Raw genomic sequence first — 16535 nt, 5'->3', positions numbered from 1 at the left:
GCAGCCACGCGAACTCTCGGCGGCGGCCCAGCTCCGCCACCGCCTGCTCGGCGGCGTCCTTCGTCAACGCGGGGAACACGACGAAGTTCTTCTCGAAGAACTCGACGGGCCGGTTCTTCGCCCGGCGTGACCCGCGAGGAAGCGAGACGAGAACTCAGCCCGCGATGTCCGCCCGCGCGATCACCTTCGTGATCTTCGCCCGAACGAGCGATTCCTCCGGCACGGCGTTGCGCTTGCCGTACGCCTCGGCCTGGTCCGCGCCCATGTAGCGGCCGCCGAGCCGGGTCGCCCATTCGAGCATCTCGTCGAGGTCGTGGTGCAGCGTCGCCTCGGCCGTGAACTGCACGTAGGAATACGGCGGCTTCTGGTCGTCGACGGCCAGCGACAGCCGCGGCTCGCGGCGCAGCGCCTTGCCCTTCAGTGTGTCCGTGCCTGTGGTGAACACGATTTCGTCACCGTCGGGGCCCTCGTTCAGCAGAAACCAGATCGGCGTGACGATCGGGGCCCCGTTGGCGCGAACGATCCCCAGCATCCCCGTCCGCGTGCCTTCGGTCGCGAACGCCCACCACTCGGCCCTGCTCATCTCACGCATGTGGGTCACGCTAGCCGTCCGCGTGTGCGGGCGCCTGAGCAGTCCGACTAGCCTGGCCTGCTGTGCGAGACGACGAGATGGGGTTCGCGGGCCTGGCCGACGAGGGGCTGACCCGCCGGCTGAAGGCGCTCGCGTGCACCGCGCCGTTGCACGACCTCGACGCGCGCAAGGCCAAGCTCGACTGGGCCGACGCGACGATCTACCAGATGGCCGAGATCGCGCTGCACACCATCGACCAGGTCACCATCGCCATGGACTTCGACACGGGCGCGGGCCACGACCAGGTCATCGACCGGTTGCTCCCGTTCATCTCGCAGCAGGCGCCTTCGCGCACGCCGTTCGAGCACGTGCGCGTGGCGAAGTGGGTGCTGGACAACCTGATCAACGTCGGCACCACCGACCGCGGCTTCCGGCGCGTCTACGGCTCGATGGGCCCCGGCGGCTACCAGCGCCGCCAGTTCGACTTCAAGCTGCTCGTCGAGCTGGCCGCGCCCGACGGCGAGGTCTACCTGCGCGCCACCGACGAGGCCATCAACGTGCTCGTCGGCGCGCTGGACACCGACGTCGAGTCGGCCCAGATCGCGGCCGAGGTGAAGCTCGAGAACCTGATCAACCGCGGCCGGCTCGCCGACGCGAAGCTCGCGGCCGAGCAGGCGCGCTACCGCACCGTGCAGTACGGCGAGACCCTGCGCGCCAAGCTCGACGCCACGCGTCGCGACGTGCGCGCCGTCGACTGGGAGCTCGAGGTGCCGGACCTGATCGACTCCGCGCTCGGGCACATCGAGTCCCGCTTCCGCGCGGAGAACGCGATCCTCAAGAACATCACCACCGCGCGCGACGAGTCGGAGGAGCTCGACCACAAGCGGCGCGCGGCCGAGCTCGTCGACATCGTCGCCGACTGCATCCGCCGCCACACGCGCCTGCAGTCGCGCCTGGCCGCCGCCGGCGCCGTGTTCCGCGCCGAGCAGGACCGCCAGCAGTTCTCCGGCCCGCCGCAGCGCGCGACGATCGACCTGTTCGGCCAGCTGCTCGTCCCGACGCTCGGCCTGCCGCTGGCCGACGCCCTCGCGCCCGCCGAGCACTTCTTCCACGCGGTCGCGGGCATCACGCCGCCCGCGGTGCCCGCGTTGTCCTCGCTGGTCTCGCTGCTGCTGCGCCCAGCGCCGGAGCGCGACCAGCTCGTCGGCGAGATCCCCGAACCCGAGCTGATGCCGGCCGAGGACACCGACCGCTTCGGCGACGACGTGTGGCGCCTCGCCGACGACCTGCTCGACCTGCCCGACGTGCCGCGCCGCCTGTCGGGCCTGCTGGAGGACGCGCGCCGCACGAAGCAACCCGGTCTGGCGACCCTGGTCGCGCTGCGCGCCCTGCACGCCTACAGTCCCGAGGTCGGCGCCGCGCGCCGCCAGGGGGAACGCCACGTGCTGCTGGCCGTCGACGACGGCACGCTGCTCGTCGACCCCGAGTTCGGCGGCGCCGACCTGCTGCTGTCCACCGCCGAGGTCGAGCGCGCCGAAGAGAACACCGAAGACAGCGAGGAGGTCGCCTGATGCCCGTGACCCACACGAGCGTCGACGCCGAGGCCGCCGCGCGCCTGGTCGCGTTCGGCATGCGCCCGAAGCAGCTGCCCGCCCGCGACGTCGTCTACGGCGAGCTGGTGCGCCGCTACGCCGAGGACAACGCGTTCAAGGCACTCACGCACGCCGTCGCGTCGGGCCTGGGGCTGATGGTGCTGGAGGTCAATCAGCAGGCGGGCGCCGTGCTGGCCGCCGTCGACGAGTCGATCTTCGAGATCAAGATGGACAGCTACGCGCGCCAGGCCAAGATCCGCGAACGCCGCGAGACGGAGAAGGTCATCCACGGCCTCATCCACCTCGCCGCCGCGGCGCTGGCCTACCCGCGGCCCGACGACCTCGCCAACGACACCTACATCGGCCGCGTGAGCGTGGAGCAGGTCGACGCGATGGTCCGCGAGGCCGCGCGCATGCTCGACGAGCGCGCGCAGCAGGCCGAGGCCAACAACGACCCGCTGGCCGACGCGCCGGAGCTGGAGCAGGCGTGGCGCGCCTACGCCCGGCGCCCGGCCGCGGCGGCCACGAAGGACGGCCGCATGGCCGCCGACACCACCCGGGGCATGGTCGCGCGCGCCCTGCGGTTCCTCGCCGACCAGGGCTTCCTGGTGCCGGTGAGCGACGAGCAGGGCGGCACCTACCGCACCACGCCGCGGTATCAGATCCAGGTGCGCGAGCTGGCCGCCGACGCGGCGTTCGACGACCTGCTCGCGCTCGACGTCGTCGCGGTCGCGAGCGCGGGGGGAACGCTGCGCGCAGCCTCTTCGGACACGTTGCAGTAGAGGGGATTCGATGTACGAGCTTTCGCGGGTCCGCCTGCACTCGGTGGGCCCCGCGGGCGCCCGCTACCAGGACGTGGTGCTGGACTTCAGCGGCGTCGGCGCCACCGTCACCGCGCCGAAGCAGGACGCGCTGTTCAGCGCCGGCATCCACGCCGGGGGACCGGTGCGCCGGCCCTCGCCCGCGAGCGTGCTGTTCCTCGAGAACGGCGGCGGCAAGTCGGTGCTGATCAAGCTGATCTTCTCCGTGATGCTGCCCGGCCGCCGGCAGGTGGTCGGGACCACGAGCACGAAGGTGCTGGAGAAGTTCGTGGCGGCCAAGGACGTCTCGCACGTGGCGCTGGAGTGGCTGCACGTGGAGACCGGGCACCGCGTGATCACCGGCAAGGTCTCGGAGTGGCGCGGGCACGTGACGTCGGCGGACTCGGAGAACCTCGTGGACTCCTGGTACTGCTTCCGCCCCACGCAGGAACTCGGCCTCGACTCGCTGCCGCTGACCGCGGACGGCCGGCTGCTCACGATGTCCGGCTTCCACGACCGGATCGCCGCGGCGGCCATGGCCGAGCCGGAGCTGGAGCTGTCCTGGACGCGGCGCCACCACGAATGGACCGGCCGGCTCGACTCGCTCGGCCTCGACACCGAGCTGTTCCGCTACCAGCGCGCGATGAACGCGGGCGAGGGCGAGGCGGCCGACGCGTTCCAGTTCTCCACCGACGAGGCGTTCGTGGAGTTCCTGCTGCGTGCCGTGCTGTCGGAGGACGAGCCGAAGGACCTCGCCGAGGTCGTGTCGACGTATGCGCACAACCTCGCGCAGCGCGGCGATCTGCTGGCGGAGAAGGACTTCGTGGAGGGCGCGCTCGAGCTGCTCGGCCCGCTCGCCGACGAGGAAGGTGTGGCCGCCGCGTCGCGCCGGATCGCCGAGTCGGCCCGCGCCGACCTGCGTGAGCTCGCCGGCCGGATCCACGCGCGCAACGAGCTGGAGAACGCGCGGCTGTCCGGGCTCGAAGAACACGTCGACGAGGTGAAGTCGGCGGAGAAGCTGGCCGAGGGCGACCATCGCCGGCTCGCCGCGGGCGTGACCGAGCTGCGCCGGCTCGTCGCCGTGCTGCGGCTGGAGGAAGCGCAGGAAGCGCGCCAGCGCGTGGACGCCGAGCTCGCCGACGCGAAGACGGCGGCCGAGGCGTGGCGCGAGACCGCGACCGTGCTGAACCACCTGAACGCCTCCCGCAAGGCGAAGGACCTGCGTGAGCTCGTCGGCAACCGCGAGGAGAAGGCGAAGCCCGCGCTGGCGGCGCGCAACTCCGCGGCCTCGGCGCTGGCGCGTGGCCTCACGTCGCTGGCCCGCGACGCGCAGCGCCAGGCGGACAAAGCCGAAGCCCGCGCCGGCGCTTTGCGTGCGGAGGCCGAGAAGGCGCAGACCGATCGGGACGAGGCCGCGAACCTGGCCGCGTCTCGGCGAGCCGAGGCGCGCGGGCTGTCGTCGCGGATCGCCGAGTTGCGCGAGGAAATCTCGACGTCGGTCCGAAGTGGACTGTTGACGGCCGGCGCGGACGTCGCGGAAGCTTCGCGCGCGGCGCGCGGGCAAGCCGACGAGTCGGCGGCCGAGCTGGGCCGGCGTGAGCAGGAGCTCGACCGCGCGGCGGAGGATCTGCAGGCGGCGCAACGGGCCGTGAACGAGGCGAACCAGCTCGCCGGGTCCACTCAGGACCGTCTGGTGCGCGCGGCGGAAGACCTGGACCGGGCGCACCGCCGGACGGACGCGCTCGCCGTCGAACCCCGGCTCGTCGAGCTGCTCGGCGCCGACGACGTGCGCCTGGAAAGCGACCTTCCCGTTCTGCTGCAACGGCTTCGGGAAGCGAGCGCGGCCGTCGAGAAGGAGCAGACGGCGCTGCGGATGGAGGAGTCGGCCGACGAGCGTGCGCTGGCCGCGCTCGGCTCCGGCGGGCTGCTCCCGCCGCCGCACGACGTGCAGGCCGCGCTGGACGCCCTGGAAGAAGCCGGGATCACGGCGTGGTCCGGCTGGCGCTACCTGTCCAAACTGGACGCCGGCCGCCGCGCCGACGTGCTGGAGCGCCTGCCGCAGCTCGTCGCGGGCGTGCTGCTGAACGACGCCGCGCAGGTGCCGCGGGCGCGTGAGGTGCTGGCGGCCGGGCGGCTGCTGCCCAGTGCGGTGATCGCGGTGGGCACCACGGAGGCGTTCCAGAGCGACGACGGCGAGGCCGCGGCGGGCGTGGAGTTCCTCGTGCCGCCGAACCCGGCGATGTACGACGAGGAAGCGGCCGACACCGAACGCGAGGCCGTGGCGCTGCGGCACGCCGAACGCCAGCGGCGGCTGGAGCAGCTCGCCGGCGCGCTCGCCACCGACGGCGCGCTCACGTGGAAGCTCACGACCTGGCGCGAGGACTACCCGGCCGGGGCGATCGCCACGCTCGCGGAGCAGGCCGAAAGTGCCCGCGTGGCAAGGGAAACCGGGCAGACCGCGCTCGGGCAGGCGGAGGCGGAGTTCGCGCGGCTGAGCGAAAAGGCGGCGGCGCTGCGCGAGCGCGTGCCGGCTTTGCGGCTGGCTGTGGCCGACGGCGAGGAGAAGGCGCGCCGGCTGGGTGAGCTCACGACCCGGGCCACGCGCGTCGCCGAGTGGACCGAGGAAGTCGAGCGGGCCACGGAGATCGCGGAGCGGGCCGAGGCCACGGCGGCCGACGCGGCGGCTCGCGCGGCGCGGCTGCGCGAGCAGGCGGGGGAGGAGCAGCGGACCGCGGACGGGCACCGCCGCACGGCGACCACCGCGCGGTCGGAGCTGGCCGCGGTCCCGGGGGCAGCCGAGGTGACCGAGGACGCCGAGGCGCCGGCCGAGCCCGTGGACGCGCTGCGGCGGACGTTCGCGTCGGCCTCGGAGGCCTACGCGAAGGTGGAGGTCGGCAGCGACCTGCGCGCGGAGCTGGACCAGGCCGAGTCGGCGGAAGCCGCGGCGGGCTCGGCGCTCGAAGCGCTGGACGAAGCCGTGCGCACGCGGGCGGCGGAGCTGCTGGAGACACCGGACGGCTCGGACGCTTCGGCTCGCGCCGCGGCGTTGGCCCGCGCGCGCCGTGTCGTCGACTCCGTCGAGGAGGACCGCACCGAGGCGATCGGGCAGGTGTCCACCCGGCGGGCGGAGCTGGACGTGCTGCCGCTGCAGACGGGCGCGGCCTCGCCCGCCGAGCGGCCCCGCGACATCGAGCACGGCCTGGAGCTGGTCGACGCCGCTTCGCTGGAGGTTTCAGCGGCGGCGCGCACGTGGGAAGAGCTGCAGGAGCGGCGCGCGGCGGCGGAGGCGACGCTGGACGCGGCGAAGGCGTCGGCGTCCGGCTTCGGGCTGCTCGGCGAATCGCTCGCGCATCTGCTGCCGGAGGATCCGGCCGAGGCGTACGACGGTGACGTGGAATCGGCCCGCACCAAGCATTCGCAGCTGAACACGGTGCTGACGACCGCGCAGGAAGCCGCCGACGCGGGCGACCGCCGGGTGCGCGCGGCCACCGACCAGCTGGCGCAGTACGCGACGGAGAAGCGCTTCGAAAAGCTGAGCACGCCCGTGCGCCAGCAGGTGATCGCCGTGAAGCGCGACCAGCTGCCCGGCCACGCGGCCGAGTGGGCCGAGGCGCTGCGGCCGCGGCTGCGCACGCTCACCGACGACCTCGCCCAGATCGACCGGCACCGCGGCGGCATCATCACGCGCCTGCAGGGCATGGTCGACGGCGCGCTGCGCACCCTGCGCTCGGCCCAGCGCGTGTCGCGGCTGCCCGACGGCCTCGGCGACTGGTCGGGTCAGGAGTTCCTGCGCATCCGCTTCACGGAGCTCGAGGACAACGTGCTGGCCGAGAAGCTCGGCGAGGTCGTGGACGAGGCCGCGGTGGGCAAGACGGCCGACGGCCGCGACGTGAAGCGCGACGGCCTTTCGCTCGTGTTGCGCGGCGTGCAGGTGGCCGCGCCCAAGGGGTTCCGCGTCGACATGCTCAAGCCGGACTCCGTGCTGCGCACCGAACGCCAGCGTGTGTCCGAGATCCGTGACGTGTTCTCCGGCGGCCAGCAGCTCACCGCGGCGATCATCCTGTACTGCACGCTCGCGTCGCTGCGCGCGAACAACCGCGGCAAGGCCCGCAACCGCCACTCCGGCGTGCTGTTCCTGGACAACCCGATCGGCCGCGCGTCGGCGGGCTACCTGCTGGAGCTGCAGCGCGCCGTCGCGGAGGCACTGGGCGTGCAGCTGATCTACACGACGGGCCTGTTCGACGCCGGCGCGCTCGCGGAGTTCCCGCTGATCGTCCGCCTGCGCAACGACGCCGACCTGCGCGCCGGGCGCAAGTACCTGTCGGTGGACTCGACCGTCCGCAACTCCCTGGAGGACCTCGGCGAGCCGGACGGGGTGGCCCGGCTCTCGGCGACGCGGATGTTCGCGAAGGTGAGTGAGCCGGTCTCCGAGCCGGCCGAGGATTCCGCTGTGGACGAACAACCCGCGTGACGCGGAACAGTGCCGAGGCCGGGGGAGTTGCCCCCGGCATGAGCGAACTGGGCCCACTGGGCGCGGCGATACCGGCGTTCGACACCACGGACTCGGCAGCCGCGATCGCCGCGGCCGTGCGGCTGGAGGAACTCGGCTACTCCACCTTGTGGATGCCGGGCGGCCAAGGCGACAACCTGGCGCTCGTCCCGGACCTCGTCCGCGCGACCCGGCGGATCACCGTGGCCAACGGGATTCTCTCGGTGGACCAGGTCCCGGCCGCGGAGGTGGCGACGGTGTACCGGGCACTGGCGGCCACACACCCCGGCCGCTGGCTGCCCGGCCTCGGCGGCGCCCACGGCCCTCGTCCCCTCGCGACGCTCACGGCGTACCTCGACGAGCTGGACACCGCGGTCCCCGCTTCAGGGCGCGTGCTGTCCGCGCTGGGGCCCCGCATGCTCGAACTGGCCCGCGACCGCGCTTCGGCCGCGTACCCGTTCCTCGTGACGCCCGACTACGTCGCCTCGGCGCGCGAGCTGCTCGGCGCCGGCACGCGCCTGGCGGTGCTGGTCACCGTCGTCGCGGAGCCCGAACCGGCCCGCGCCCGCGACCTCGTGCGCGGCGGCTCGCTGCGTTTCCTCGCCGGCGTCCCGGGTTACGTCGCAAACTTCCGCCGCATGGGCTTCACCCCCGCCGACGTCGCCGACCTGTCCGACCGCCTCGTCGACGGGGTCACCGTCCACGGCTCGTTCGACACGGTGGTGGCCCGGCTGCGCGAGTATCGGGCCGCGGGTGCCGACCAGGTGGTGGTGTCACTGGACGGAGTGCCCGAATCGTGGCACGGCGGCCTGGTGGCCGCGCTGGGTTAGTCCTTGCGGCCGGTGAACGCGAGCGTCGTGCCGAGGCCGATCATCACCAGGCCGCCGGTGCCGCCGACGAGTTCGAGGCGGCGGGGCGAGCGGGCGAACCATGTGCGGGCCGTGCCGGCGACCAGGGCCCACGCGGTGTCCGACGCGAGCGCGATCACCGGGAGGCAGAGGCCGAGCAGCAGCATCTGCGCGGGCACCGAGCCGGCGGCCGGGGCGACGAACTGGGGCAGCAGCGCGGCCAGGAAGACGATGGACTTGGGGTTCGCGAAGCCGACGATGAAGCCGTCGCGCAGCACGGCAAGCGTGCGGCCCGGGGTGGTGCGCACGGCCGCGGCCATGGCGTCGGCGAGCTTGCGGCGCTTGCGGATCGCCTGCCCGCCCAGGTACACGAGGTAGAGCGCGCCCGCGAGTTTGATCGCGGTGAAGACGGTGGCGGACGTCGTGACGACCGCGCCCAGCCCGAACGCGATGGCCACCACCTGCGTGTAGACGCCGGTGGCGTTGCCCAGCACCGTGAGCAGCGCGTCGCGGCGGCCCACGGTGAGCGCGCGGCTGATGGTGAACAGCACGCTGGGCCCGGGGACGACGACCATGAGGAACGTCAGGGCGGCGAAGGCCGCGAAGTGCGCAGGCGTGACCATCTCCCGAGCGTAGAACGCGCGGCCGGGTCGCGACGAGACGTTTTTGTCGGACCCCGCTGGTACAACGAGCGCGTGAAGATCTCCCTCGCGCAGCGCCGCGCCCGGCTCGGCGTGCGCCACCACCTCGCGGCTCCCGCGGCCACCGTCGAGGAGGCCGCCGCCGGGGTCGTCGCCCTGCACGCGACTGACCCGGCGTCGGTGTTCCTCGCCGCGTGGGCGCGGGTGCCGGAAGTGGGCGTGGCCGATGTCGAGCGCGCGCTGTACGAAGACCGCACGTTGTTGCGGCTCCTCGGCATGCGCCGCACGATGTTCGTCACCGAGGTGGCCACGGCCGCGCTCGTCCAGGCCGGCTGCGCGAGCGATATCGCCGTGAAGCAACGGAAACTGCTCGAACAGCACCTCGGCACGGTCGGCCATCCCACCAATGTGGAGGATCCGCCGAGTTGGCTCGCCGACGTCGCCGCAAGTGTCGAGAAAGCCTTGCGCGCCAGGGGATCTGCCACCGCGCAGGATCTGGTCGACGACGAACCGCGCCTGCGCCAGCAGCTCCACATGGCCAAGGGCAAGCCGTACGCGGCGATCGGCAACGTCACCAGCCGCGTGCTCTTCCAGCTCGCCGTCGACGGCCGCATCGTGCGCGGGCGCCCGCGCGGCAGCTGGCTCAGCACGCAGTACCACTGGGCCCCGCTCGACGGCTGGCTCCCCGGCGGCCTGCCCCCGGTCCCACCCGCCGACGCCCGCGCCGAACTCGCACGGCGCTGGCTGCGCGCGTTCGGCCCGGCACCCGTCGCCGACCTGCGCTGGTGGACCGGCTGGACGGCCGGCCAGACCAAACAGGCCCTCGCCGCCGTCGCCCCCACCGAGGTCGACCTCGACGGCGAACCCGGCCTCGTCCTGTCCGACGACCTCGAGCCCGTCCCCGAACCGGCGCCCTGGGTCGCCCTCCTCCCCGCCCTCGACCCGACGCCCATGGGCTGGTCCGCCCGCGACTGGTACCTCGGCCCCCACCGCCCCGCCCTCTTCGACCGCAGCGGCAACATCGGCCCCACGGCCTGGTGCGACGGCCGCGTCGTCGGCGCTTGGGCCCAGCGCCCGACCGGCGAGGTCGTGCTGCGCCTCCTGGAGGACGTCGGCGCCGACCGCGCGGCCGCCCTGGAAGCCGAAGCCGCCCGCCTGACGACGTGGCTGGGGGACACGCGCGTCGTGCCGAAGTTCCGCACCCCGGCCGAACGCGAGCTGTCGACGTGAGCACGCCGACGAGCAGCCCCGGCCGTCCGGGCATCACCGCCGGCTCGACGGGTCACCTCGCGAAGCGCCCGAGAGCTACGGGGCCCGGCCGTCGACAACGGCTGAGCCGGCCGGCCGCAAGACCCGGTTTCCGCGGCCACCCGCCGCGCTCGTGACCGACGCCCGGCCGGTCCCGACGCCTCGGCGAGCCGGCCGCACCCGCGAGACGCGGCCGGGCACCCGCGAGACGCGACCTGGCACCCGCGAGACGCGACCGCGCACCCGCGATGCGCGGCCGCGGCCCGAGGCGGCACCCGCGCATCCCGCTCACGACGCGCCCGGACCAGCCCACCCCGATCCCGACCTTCCGGACTCCACCACCCGTCAGGCCACCGCGTGAACCGCGGCACCAAGACCGATCAAGCGCGTGGTCCGCACCCCCTCCTGTGACACCGCCGGTTTTCCTGTCGCAAGCTCGTGAGCTGGCTTCTTAATCGATTCTTGACGGTTCGGCGCAGTGGTGGAAGTCTCGTCGGGGCAGTCAGGGTCGGCCGTGCCCGCACGCTAGGGTTGCGCCGAGCCCGGAAGTCTTCCGGGGCGTGGGCCCCGGTTCGAATGCACACAGCAGTGATCACGACAAGAGGAGTGGCAGCAGTGACCGTTCGCGTAGGTGTCAACGGCTTCGGCCGGATCGGCCGCAACTTCTTCCGCGCCGTGAAGGCGAGCGGTCACGACATCGAGGTCGTCGCGTTCAACGACCTCGGCGACGTCGCGACGATGGCCCACCTGCTCAAGTACGACACCATCCTTGGCCGCTTCCCGGGCGAGGTCAGCCTGAGCGACGACGGCATCGTCGTCGACGGCAAGACCATCAAGGCCCTGGCGGAGCGCGACCCGGCGAACCTGCCGTGGGGCGACCTGGGCGTGGACGTCGTCGTCGAGTCGACGGGCTTCTTCACCAACGCCGACGCCGCGAAGGCCCACATCGCCGGCGGCGCCAAGAAGGTCATCATCTCCGCGCCCGCCAAGGGCGAGGACCTGACCATCGTGCTGGGCGTCAACGACGACAAGTACGACGGCTCGCAGGTCATCATCTCCAACGCCTCCTGCACCACCAACTGCCTCGGCCCGCTGGCCAAGGTCCTGCAGGACGCGTTCGGCATCGAGCAGGGCCTGATGACCACCATCCACGCGTACACGCAGGACCAGAACCTGCAGGACGCGCCGCACAAGGACCTGCGCCGCGCCCGCGCCGCCGCGATGAACATCGTGCCGACCTCCACCGGTGCCGCGAAGGCCATCGGCCTGGTGCTGCCGGAGCTGCAGGGCAAGCTCGACGGTTACGCGCTGCGCGTCCCGGTGCCGACCGGCTCGGCCACCGACCTCACCGTCACGCTGACCAAGCCGGCGACGCTCGAAGAGGTCAACGCCGCGTACAAGGCCGCCGCCGAGGGCTCGCTGTCGGGCTACCTGCGCTACAACGAAGACCCGATCGTGTCGGCCGACATCGTCACCGACCCGGCGTCGTGCATCTACGACGCGCCGCTGACCAAGGTCATCGGCAACCAGGTCAAGGTCGTCGGCTGGTACGACAACGAGTGGGGCTACTCCAACCGCCTCGCCGACCTGGTCAAGCTCGTCGGTTCGAAGCTCTCCTGAACCCGATGACGGTCAAGAACCTCGAAAACCTGCTGAGCGAGGGTCTTCAGGGCCGCTACGTACTCGTACGCAGCGACCTGAACGTCCCGCTCGCCAGTGCTGATGGCGCCGGCCCGCAAGCGACCGGCGCGGACCGGATCACCGACGACGGCCGCGTCCGCGCCGCCCTGCCGACGATCGAGAAGCTCGCCGGCGCGGGCGCCAAGGTCGTCGTCACGGCGCACCTGGGTCGCCCCAAGGGCGAGCCCGACTCGAAGTACACGCTCGCGCCCGTCGCGAAGCGGCTGGGCGAGCTGCTCGGCGCCGAGGTCCCGCTCGCCGGTGACCTCGTGGGCGACTCGGCCAAGGCGCTCGTCGGCGGTCTCGCCGACGGCGGCGTCGCGCTGCTGGAGAACGTGCGCTTCGACGCGCGCGAGACCAGCAAGGACGCCGTGGACCGTTCCGAGCTGGCCGCCGAGCTGGCCGCGCTCGTCCCCGGCGGGGCGTTCGTGTCCGACGGGTTCGGCGTGGTGCACCGCAAGCAGGCCTCGGTCTACGAGATCGCCGCGGTGCTGCCGGCGTACGCGGGCGGCCTCGTGCTGGCCGAGCTCGACGTGCTGAAGAAGCTCACCGACGACGTCAAGCGCCCGTACGTGGTGGTGCTCGGCGGCGCGAAGGTGTCGGACAAGCTCGGCGTGATCGCCAACCTGCTGACGAAGGTCGACCGCCTGCTCATCGGCGGCGGCATGGCCTACACCTTCCTCAAGGCCCAGGGCCACGAGGTGGGCCAGTCGCTGCTGCAGGCCGACCAGCTGGACCAGGTGTCGGGTTTCCTCGCCGAGGCGGAGAAGCGCGGTGTGGAGCTCGTGCTGCCGGTCGACGTGCTGGCCGCCACCGAGTTCGCGGCCGACGCCGAGCAGGAGGTCGTGGCCGCCACGGCCATCCCGGCCGACCGCCAGGGCCTCGACATCGGCCCGGAGAGCCGCGAGCTGTTCGCGAGCAAGCTGGCCGACGCGGCCACCGTGTTCTGGAACGGCCCGATGGGCGTGTTCGAGTTCGAGGCGTTCTCGGGCGGCACCCGTGCCGTGGCCGAGGCGCTGGTGAAGAGCGACGCGTTCACCGTGGTCGGCGGCGGTGACTCGGCAGCCGCGGTGCGGCAGCTGGGCCTGCCGGAGGACGGCTTCTCCCACATCTCCACAGGCGGCGGCGCCTCCCTGGAGTACCTGGAGGGCAAGGAACTGCCCGGTGTTTCGGCGTTGGAGGAGAAGCACTAGTGGCACGCAAGCCGTTGATCGTCGGCAACTGGAAGATGAACCTGAACCACCTCGAGGCCATCGCCTTGGTTCAGAAGATCGCCTTCGCGCTGCCGCAGAAGTACTACGCGAAGGTGGACGTGGCGGTGCTGCCGCCGTTCACGGACATCCGCAGCGTGCAGACCCTCACCGACGGCGACAAGCTGTCGCTCACCTACGGCGCGCAGGACGTGTCCCCGCACGACTCCGGTGCCTACACCGGTGACGTGTCGGGCCTGATGCTCGCGAAGCTGGGCTGCACCTACGTCACCATCGGCCACTCGGAGCGGCGCGAGTACCACGCCGAGACCGACGAGCTGGTCAACAAGAAGGTGCGTGCGGCCGTCAAGCACGGGATCACGCCGATCTTGTGCGTCGGCGAGAAGCTCGAGGTCCGCGAGGCCGGCGAGCACCACTCGCACGCGACGACCCAGCTGATCGAGGGCCTCAAGGGGCTCAAGGCCGAGCAGGTCAAGGACGTCGTCGTGGCCTACGAGCCGGTGTGGGCCATCGGCACCGGCAAGGTCGCGACGCCGGCCGACGCCGAGGAGGTCTGCAAGACCATCCGCACGGTGCTGGCGGAGAAGTACGGCGACGAGGTCGCTTCGGCCGTTCGGGTGCTTTACGGCGGTTCGGTGAAGTCGGGCAACGTGGGCGAGCTGGTGGGCTGCGAGAACATCGACGGTGCTCTCGTGGGTGGCGCGAGCCTCGACGGTGACGAGTTCACCAAACTCTGCGCACTCGCGGCGGGTGGCCCCCTGCCCTGATCGAGGCCACTACCGGGTAACCTGTGTATCCGGTCCGTCACACAGCAGTGGACGAGTCCAGGGGTACGGTGATATTCGAGCCGTACCCCTGCATTCTCCGAAGAGCACAGAGGATGACATGAAGCTGTTCCTGCAAATCTTGTTGATCGTCTCCAGCGTGCTGCTGGTCGTGGCCGTGCTGCTCCACCGCGGCCGGGGTGGCGGTCTGTCGTCGCTGTTCGGCGGCGGTATGCAGTCCAGCCTCTCGGGCTCGAGCGTGGCCGAGAAGAACCTCGACCGGATCACCCTGCTGCTGGGTGCCATCTGGCTGATCAGCATCGTGGGCCTCGGCCTGCTGCTCAAGGTCTGACCGGACTCCCCGCTCGGGGCCGGCGAGTCAGGGGCTCCGTGTGCATCGGCGTGCCTATTGGGGGGCGCGCCGCCGATTCCTAGGTGTGAGGATTCATGGTTGGCGGTAACGCGATTCGAGGCACCCGGGTGGGTGCCGGTCCTTCGGGCGAATCGGAGCGGGGTGAGTCGGCGCCGCGGCGCCGCATCTCCTACTGGTGTGCAAACGGCCACGAGGCCCGCCCGTCGTTCGCGATGGAGGCCGAAATCCCCGACGAATGGGACTGCCCGCGCTGCGGTCTGCCCGGCGGACAGGACGAGCAGAACCCGCCCGCCGCGCCCCGCACTGAGCCCTACAAGACGCACCTCGCGTACGTCAAGGAGCGCCGCAGTGACGCCGACGGCGAAGCGATCCTCGCCGAGGCCCTCGAGCGTCTGCGTCAGCGCCGGGAACTGATCTAGGTTTTCCCTGTCGGAAACCACCGACCAGGCCGATTCGATTCGGCTCTGGCCGGTGGTTTTCGCGTTTCCGGGGGTTTGGCGCCGGCTTGAGTGCTGGTGGCGAGGGCTGCTCCCGGTGCGGGCGCTCGTGGCTCGGCTCCGTACGGTGCGGTCGCCTGAGCGCGGGCCAGGGTTGAAACCTCTTCTCCGGCAAGCCCTTCGAGGCCGCGAGCGGAGTTGTGCACACCCGAGAAACCCCCGAACGCGGCGAAGGGGTGGCCCCCGGGACGCAGCCGGATCGCGGTGCGCACCGGGGCCACCCCTTCGACCTACGGGGGACCGGGGAAGGTCAGAGGGTCAGCGGTCCAGGGGATACCTGGCCCGCACGCGGAAACCGCCGTCTTCGGTGTCCGAGGTTTCGAAGCTGCCGCCCAGGAGGCGGGCGCGTTCGGCGAGGCCGGTGAGGCCGTGGCCGCCCGAGGGGAGGTGCTCGCCGGCGCGTTCGGCGCGTTCGTTGCGGACCTCGATGTTCAGGGCGCCGCTGCCGCCCTGGATGCGGATGGTGGCGGTGGCGCCGGGGGCGTGCTTGTGGACGTTGGTGAGGCACTCCTGCACGGTGCGGTACGCGGCGGCCGACACCTGGCTCGGCACGGTGTCCGGCAGGCGCTCGACGGTCAGGTGGACCGGGACGTCGGCGGTGCGGATCAGGTGGTCCAGCTCGCCGATGCCGGGGCGCGGGCCCTCGTCCTCGGCGCCGGAGCGCAGCACGCTCACCAGTGAACGCAGCTCCTCCAGCGTGCGGGTCGAGAGCTGGCGGATGACCTGCGCGGTCTGCAGCGAGGGGCCATCGGTGGTCTGGGCCTGCAGCGCGCCGGCCTGCATGGCGATGAGGGTGATCTGGTGGGAGACGACGTCGTGCATCTCGCGGGCCAGCCGGGCGCGCTCCTCGGCGCGCACGGCGTCGGCGTGGAAGCGGCGTTCGCGGTCGCGGCTCTTGGCCAGCTCGGCGAGCTTCGCGGAGATCTCCGCTCGGGCGCCGATCAGCAGGCCGATCGCGATGGGCATGCCCGCCACGAGCACGCCGTAGATGCCGTCGAGCACGTGCTCGCGCCAGCTGAGCTGCGCGAAGTCGTCCAGCGGCCACTGCACGAACCGGCAGGTGAACACCAGCCCGGCGCCGACCCACGTCTGCCAGTGGATCTGGCGCTTGGTCGCGAGCGTGCCCAGCGTGATCATCGACGCCAGCTGCGCCCACCCGGCGAGGAAGCCCGGCACCGCGAGCACCACCGCGAGGAACGGGAGCTTCCGCCGCAGCACCACCGCGAGACACGCGGCCGCCGACAGGTAGATCGAGTACGGCGGGGCCTTCGGCGGGATCACCAGCCACACGTCGAGCACGGCCAGCAGCACGGCGACGGCCTCAACTCCGACCGTCGTCGCGATCGGCCGGCGCAGCGAAGCGAACGCACCGCGCAGGCTGAACCGCCGGACCCGATCGGCGGCCCCCGCGCCGGGGCTGCCCATCGAGATTCCTGGAATCGAGAGTCCCTCAGTGCTCATGCGGCGACCCCATTCGTCTTGTGGACTTGATGATGAGATGCGCCGGACACCCGATCGGGACGCGCGGCGGGCAACAAATGTGCGGATGCTAACGAGAAGACGTGTGACGACGGTAAGTTTCACCCGGACCCACAACTTTGGTCGTCTGATCTCCATCACTACGGCAATCGGGTGGGGCGAAGACGTCTGACGTCACCTCGTGTCGATCACAACACCCTACGTTCACCTTACGGGTGATCCCACATACTGGTGAGCCGCTTGATGGAGTAGTGGTCACTGCTCCGTTCGGCACATGAATGATCTTCACGCTTACGGGTGGCACGCGTCAGCCGGTCGAGCGGGCCCGGAAACCCACGGTCA

At 72.0% G+C, this 16535-nt stretch carries 13 protein-coding genes; 10 read left to right on the top strand and 3 right to left on the bottom strand.

The genetic code is table 11. The features are described from left to right. Positions 1-154 precede the first annotated feature (154 nt). Positions 155-592 carry a PPOX class F420-dependent oxidoreductase gene (locus AB0H62_RS41505; protein ID WP_354884751.1) on the bottom strand — a complete coding sequence of 146 codons (438 nt, stop codon included), beginning with the start codon at positions 590-592 and terminating at the stop codon, positions 155-157. A gap of 77 nt (positions 593-669) precedes the next feature. On the opposite strand from AB0H62_RS41505, the gene AB0H62_RS41500 reads away from it, so the two are divergent. From AB0H62_RS41500 to AB0H62_RS41485, 4 genes are read left to right on the top strand one after another with little or no spacing between them, the layout of a single operon-like run. Further along, a complete protein-coding gene (locus AB0H62_RS41500) occupies positions 670-2142 on the top strand; it encodes a hypothetical protein (protein ID WP_360591992.1) in 1473 nt (490 codons plus the stop codon). Then, positions 2142-2945, top strand: coding sequence for a hypothetical protein (locus tag AB0H62_RS41495; protein WP_220238690.1), 804 nt, complete (start codon positions 2142-2144; stop codon positions 2943-2945). The genes AB0H62_RS41500 and AB0H62_RS41495 overlap by 1 nt, the downstream gene beginning before the upstream one ends. 10 nt (positions 2946-2955) lie before the next feature. After that, complete coding sequence (locus tag AB0H62_RS41490) at positions 2956-7434, top strand: hypothetical protein (RefSeq protein ID WP_360591981.1); 4479 nt, start codon at positions 2956-2958, stop codon at positions 7432-7434. A 38-nt stretch (positions 7435-7472) separates the two neighbouring features. Next, positions 7473-8282: a TIGR03620 family F420-dependent LLM class oxidoreductase gene (locus AB0H62_RS41485; protein WP_360591980.1), complete on the top strand. Its 810-nt coding sequence runs from the start codon at positions 7473-7475 to the stop codon at positions 8280-8282. Here AB0H62_RS41485 and AB0H62_RS41480 read toward each other — a convergent pair. Further along, a complete protein-coding gene (locus AB0H62_RS41480; RefSeq protein ID WP_360591979.1) occupies positions 8279-8923 on the bottom strand; it encodes a LysE family translocator in 645 nt (214 codons plus the stop codon). The two genes, AB0H62_RS41485 and AB0H62_RS41480, sit on opposite strands and share 4 nt — an antisense overlap. Positions 8924-8995: 72 nt before the next feature. On the opposite strand from AB0H62_RS41480, the gene AB0H62_RS41475 reads away from it, so the two are divergent. From AB0H62_RS41475 to AB0H62_RS41450, 6 genes are all read left to right on the top strand, one after another. Continuing rightward, complete coding sequence (locus AB0H62_RS41475; protein WP_360591978.1) at positions 8996-10171, top strand: winged helix DNA-binding domain-containing protein; 1176 nt, start codon at positions 8996-8998, stop codon at positions 10169-10171. A gap of 633 nt (positions 10172-10804) precedes the next feature. Then, positions 10805-11809 carry a type I glyceraldehyde-3-phosphate dehydrogenase gene (gap, locus tag AB0H62_RS41470; protein WP_220238695.1) on the top strand — a complete coding sequence of 335 codons (1005 nt, stop codon included), beginning with the start codon at positions 10805-10807 and terminating at the stop codon, positions 11807-11809. Positions 11810-11814: 5 nt separating this feature from the next. Next, positions 11815-13062, top strand: a complete 1248-nt coding sequence (locus AB0H62_RS41465; RefSeq protein WP_360591977.1) for a phosphoglycerate kinase — start codon at positions 11815-11817, stop codon at positions 13060-13062. After that, positions 13062-13847, top strand: coding sequence for a triose-phosphate isomerase (tpiA, locus tag AB0H62_RS41460; protein WP_220238697.1), 786 nt, complete (start codon positions 13062-13064; stop codon positions 13845-13847). The genes AB0H62_RS41465 and tpiA overlap by 1 nt, the downstream gene beginning before the upstream one ends. A gap of 118 nt (positions 13848-13965) precedes the next feature. Next, entirely contained in the window at positions 13966-14196 is a 231-nt protein-coding gene (secG, locus tag AB0H62_RS41455) for a preprotein translocase subunit SecG (protein ID WP_220238698.1), read from the top strand. A gap of 95 nt (positions 14197-14291) precedes the next feature. Further along, a complete protein-coding gene (locus AB0H62_RS41450) occupies positions 14292-14636 on the top strand; it encodes an RNA polymerase-binding protein RbpA (protein ID WP_220238699.1) in 345 nt (114 codons plus the stop codon). A 336-nt stretch (positions 14637-14972) separates the two neighbouring features. Here AB0H62_RS41450 and AB0H62_RS41445 read toward each other — a convergent pair whose 3' ends face one another. Beyond that, positions 14973-16175, bottom strand: a complete 1203-nt coding sequence (locus AB0H62_RS41445) for a histidine kinase (RefSeq protein WP_360591976.1) — start codon at positions 16173-16175, stop codon at positions 14973-14975. Positions 16176-16535 lie beyond the last annotated feature (360 nt).

Origin of the sequence: Amycolatopsis sp. NPDC050768, assembly GCF_040654155.1 — a bacterium.
In the GTDB taxonomy this organism is placed as follows: Bacteria; Actinomycetota; Actinomycetes; order Mycobacteriales; family Pseudonocardiaceae; genus Amycolatopsis.
Note: the sequence above shows the minus strand (reverse complement) of the source record. Positions and strands in the feature narration are given on the sequence as shown.

What these genes read in the sequence shown, in the direction of transcription:
- AB0H62_RS41500 (WP_360591992.1), top strand. Translation starts at nt 670, where the DNA reads ATGGGGTTCGCGGGCCTGGCCGACGAGGGGCTGACCCGCCGGCTGAAG.
- secG (WP_220238698.1), top strand. Translation starts at nt 13,966, where the DNA reads ATGAAGCTGTTCCTGCAAATCTTGTTGATCGTCTCCAGCGTGCTGCTG.
- AB0H62_RS41505 (WP_354884751.1), bottom strand. Translation starts at nt 592, where the DNA reads ATGCGTGAGATGAGCAGGGCCGAGTGGTGGGCGTTCGCGACCGAAGGC.
- AB0H62_RS41495 (WP_220238690.1), top strand. Translation starts at nt 2,142, where the DNA reads ATGCCCGTGACCCACACGAGCGTCGACGCCGAGGCCGCCGCGCGCCTG.
- AB0H62_RS41485 (WP_360591980.1), top strand. Translation starts at nt 7,473, where the DNA reads ATGAGCGAACTGGGCCCACTGGGCGCGGCGATACCGGCGTTCGACACC.
- AB0H62_RS41465 (WP_360591977.1), top strand. Translation starts at nt 11,815, where the DNA reads ATGACGGTCAAGAACCTCGAAAACCTGCTGAGCGAGGGTCTTCAGGGC.
- AB0H62_RS41450 (WP_220238699.1), top strand. Translation starts at nt 14,292, where the DNA reads ATGGTTGGCGGTAACGCGATTCGAGGCACCCGGGTGGGTGCCGGTCCT.
- AB0H62_RS41480 (WP_360591979.1), bottom strand. Translation starts at nt 8,923, where the DNA reads ATGGTCACGCCTGCGCACTTCGCGGCCTTCGCCGCCCTGACGTTCCTC.
- AB0H62_RS41490 (WP_360591981.1), top strand. Translation starts at nt 2,956, where the DNA reads ATGTACGAGCTTTCGCGGGTCCGCCTGCACTCGGTGGGCCCCGCGGGC.
- AB0H62_RS41445 (WP_360591976.1), bottom strand. Translation starts at nt 16,175, where the DNA reads ATGAGCACTGAGGGACTCTCGATTCCAGGAATCTCGATGGGCAGCCCC.